Source organism: Aquabacterium sp. UBA2148 (genome assembly GCF_002328915.1).
Lineage (GTDB): Bacteria > Pseudomonadota > Gammaproteobacteria > Burkholderiales > Burkholderiaceae_C > Aquabacterium > Aquabacterium parvum.
This window is the reverse complement of sequence record NZ_DCXA01000016.1, coordinates 8,152-11,429: the sequence shown is the minus strand read 5'-3', so window position 1 is coordinate 11,429 and position 3,278 is coordinate 8,152. Positions and strand designations below refer to the sequence as shown.

Genomic DNA, 3,278 nt, shown 5'->3' with positions numbered 1-3,278 from the left:
ATGGAACCTGACGCGGCCGCCTTGATGGGCAGGGCCAAACGACTGCACCCCGACCTGCCGGATCGCCTCGTGGCCTGGCAGCGCACGCAAGGCAGGCACCACCTGCCATGGCAGCAAACGCGCGAGCCGTATCGCGTCTGGCTGTCGGAGATCATGCTGCAGCAGACGCAGGTCAGCACGGTCCTGGGTTACTACGAGCGCTTCTTGACGCGGTTTCCGTCGGTGGTGGCGCTGGCCAATGCGGAGCTCGACGAGGTGTTGACCCTTTGGAGTGGGCTTGGCTACTACAGCCGAGCACGCAACCTGCACCGATGTGCCCAGGTGGTTCGAGACGCGCACGCTGGCAGCTTTCCCGCTCATGCGGTTGATTTGCAGCAGCTGCCGGGCATCGGGCCCTCGACGGCGGCGGCCATTGCGGCCTTCTGCTTTGGTGAGCGCATCTCCATCATGGATGGCAACGTGAGGCGGGTGCTCAGCCGGGTGCTGGGCTGGGAAGGCGACCTTGCCGTGCGAGCGCATGAGCGTGCGCTCACCGAGGCGGCTCAGGCGCTGGTGCCTGTCCAGCCAGCTGACATGGTGCCTTACACCCAGGGCCTGATGGACTTGGGGGCGACGCTGTGCACGCCGCGCCAACCGGCCTGCCTGACGTGCCCATGGTCAGACCTGTGTGAGGGGCGCAAGCTGGGTGAGCCCGAGCGCCTGCCTGTCAAAACCAAGAAGCTCAAGCGCAGCCAGCGTGAGAACTGGTGCCTTTGGCTGCAAAAGGACGATGCGGTCTGGTTGGTTCAGCGGCCGCACACCGGCATCTGGTCCGGTTTGTGGACCTTGCCCATGTTTGCCTCGGAGGCCGATTTCAAGGCAGCCTGGCCGCATCCTGCTGAACTTCAGCCCCCAGTCACGCACGTGCTCACCCACCTTGATTGGCGCTTGCACCTCGCCCGCGCCCAGGCGAGCGTGGCGCACGAAGGCGATGTGAGGCGAGTGATGTCGCGTGTGTCCGAGCCGCTGCTCGGCGAGGGCCAATGGGTGAGTTGGTCTGCGCTGGAGCAGGGCGAGAAAGCCTTGCCCAAGCCATTTCAGCGCTGGCTGCTCGGCGAATGAGCCTTGTCAGTCGCTGAGCTCGACGATCACCGGTGCGTGATCGCTCGGGCGTTCGTTGCGCCGCGGCTGCTTGTCGATGTGGCAAGCCTTGACCTTGGGCTTGAGCGCATCGCTGACCAGGATGTGGTCGATGCGCAGGCCCTGGTTCTTGCGAAATGCCAGGTTGCGATAGTCCCACCAGCTCCATGATTTGGGCGCCTGCTCGAAGAGCCTGAAAGCGTCCGTCAGGCCCAGGTCGATCAGGCGCTGGAAGTGCTCGCGTTCGGGCACCGTGCAGTGGATCTGGTCCTTCCAGCCGACCGGGTCGTAGACGTCGCTGTCGGTGGGCGCAATGTTGTAGTCGCCCATGAGCACCAGGTGAGGGTGGCGGGTGAGCTCGTCCTTGACCCAGGCGTTGAGCGCTTCGAGCCAGGCCATCTTGTAGACGAACTTGTCGCTGTCGGGCGCCTGGCCATTGGGGAAGTAGGCGCCGATGACGCGCACGCTGCCGAGCGTGGCATGCGGCACCGTGGCAGCGATGACGCGCGCCTGCTCGTCGACGAACCCCGGGATGTTGCGCACCGTGTCGATGCCAGCTTGCCGGCTCAACAATGCCACGCCGTTGTAGGTCTTTTGCCCGAACCACTGAGACTGGTAGCCGGCCGCTTCGATGTCGGCCCGCGGGAACTTGTCGTCCGTGAGCTTGGTTTCCTGCAGCACCAGGGCATCGACCGGGTTGGCCGCCAGCCAGTCGAGCAACTGGGGCAAGCGGACGGACAGGGAGTTGACGTTCCAGGTGGCGAGTTTCACGGGGCGAGCAGATCAAGATGGCGTGCGCGGATCCTAACCCGGTGCGATGAGTCGATGTAAGAGCGTGAAAAACCGCTCAAGCTTTTCGCCTGGTGGACGATGAATGGCGGATGCGTCGGTGCGCAGGCCACGTGACACAATGTGCGGCTGCGACCTGGTTTGTTGTTTTCCGGTTGTTGACACCTTGCACAGTCCCACCCTGCTGATCTTGATGACCATCCTGATGGGCCTGATGTCGCTCGTCATGGCGACCGTCTGGCGCATCAATCGCCTGGTGCCTGGTGCCTGGTCTGGCCTGGTGGAGCCTGGCGCACGGCTTGGGCTTCCTGGCCTGCCTGGAGTTGCTCCTGCGAGGACGCTGGCCCGGTGTCGTGTCGGTGGCCCTGGCTCAAGGGCTGCTGCTGGGCATGGGCTACTTCATCTACGTGGGCGCCAGGCGCCATGTGGGTGAGCCACACCCGCCTCATTGGATCGGTGCCTTGATGATCGGAGCCGTCACCTCCGTGGCGGTTTACTTCACGTCGGTGCACCCGGACTTCACGGCCCGGTTCCTCATCCACAGTCTGTCGCTGGGGGTGCTGTTCGTGCTGACGGCTCAGGCGATGGCCAAGGGCGGCGTCAGCGCCTATCCCGCGCGTTACCTGTTGGCGGCAGTCAGCCTGCTGCATGGCCTGTTCATGCTGGGGCGCCCCTGGCTGTTTTCCATCGACCTGAGTGGGCCCATGAGCCTGACGCGGATGACGGCCATCTCACCGTTCATCCTGTTGGAGTCGGCTGTGGCGATGAACGTGATGGCTTTTTGCGTGCTGCTGCTGGTGGCCGAGTACTCGCATGGCGAGTTGCGCAGGCTGGTGGACCGCGATGAATTGACGGGCGTGCACAGCCGGCGTGCCTTTCTGCATCGCCTGCAACAACTCAGCGATGGTGGCGGTCAGCGGCCCGCTCTGCCCATCCTGGTGATCGACCTCGATCATTTCAAGCGCATCAACGACACCTGGGGCCACAGCGCTGGCGACGACGCCTTGCGGCATTTCGTGGAGGTGGCGCAGCGCTGCATGCGCGTGCAGGACACGATGGGACGCCTGGGTGGCGAAGAGTTCGCCGTGTTGTTGCCCCGCGCCTCGGTGGAGCAGGCCCAGGGTGTGGCCGAGCGCCTGCGAGGGCTGCTGGCGGATCACCCGCTCCGGCTCACCGATGAAAACGTGCGGCTGACGACCAGCATCGGCGTGACCGTGCTGTTGCCGGGTGAGTCGCCCGAGGTGGCACTGGGCCGGGCCGATCAGGCCATGTACCGGGCCAAGAGCGAGGGGCGCAACCGCGTGGTGTCGATGCTGGCCCCTTTGGTGACCGAGGTGAGGGTGGCGTGAGCCACCCCTGCCTTGTGGCGG

The 3,278-nt window shown here is 65.0% G+C and carries 3 protein-coding genes; 2 read left to right on the top strand and 1 reads right to left on the bottom strand.

From position 1 onward, the window contains the following. Complete coding sequence (gene mutY / locus B2W70_RS00710; protein ID WP_349677422.1) at window positions 1–1,101, top strand: A/G-specific adenine glycosylase; 1,101 nt, start codon at window positions 1–3, stop codon at window positions 1,099–1,101. 6 nt (window positions 1,102–1,107) lie between these two features. On the opposite strand, the gene xth is transcribed toward mutY, so the two are convergent. Continuing rightward, complete coding sequence (gene xth / locus B2W70_RS00705; protein WP_286742022.1) at window positions 1,108–1,890, bottom strand: exodeoxyribonuclease III; 783 nt, start codon at window positions 1,888–1,890, stop codon at window positions 1,108–1,110. A 281-nt stretch (window positions 1,891–2,171) separates the two neighbouring features. Here xth and B2W70_RS00700 point away from each other — a divergent pair, with 281 nt between their 5' ends. Then, window positions 2,172–3,257, top strand: coding sequence for a GGDEF domain-containing protein (locus B2W70_RS00700; RefSeq protein WP_286742021.1), 1,086 nt, complete (start codon window positions 2,172–2,174; stop codon window positions 3,255–3,257). Window positions 3,258–3,278: the final 21 nt, after the last annotated feature.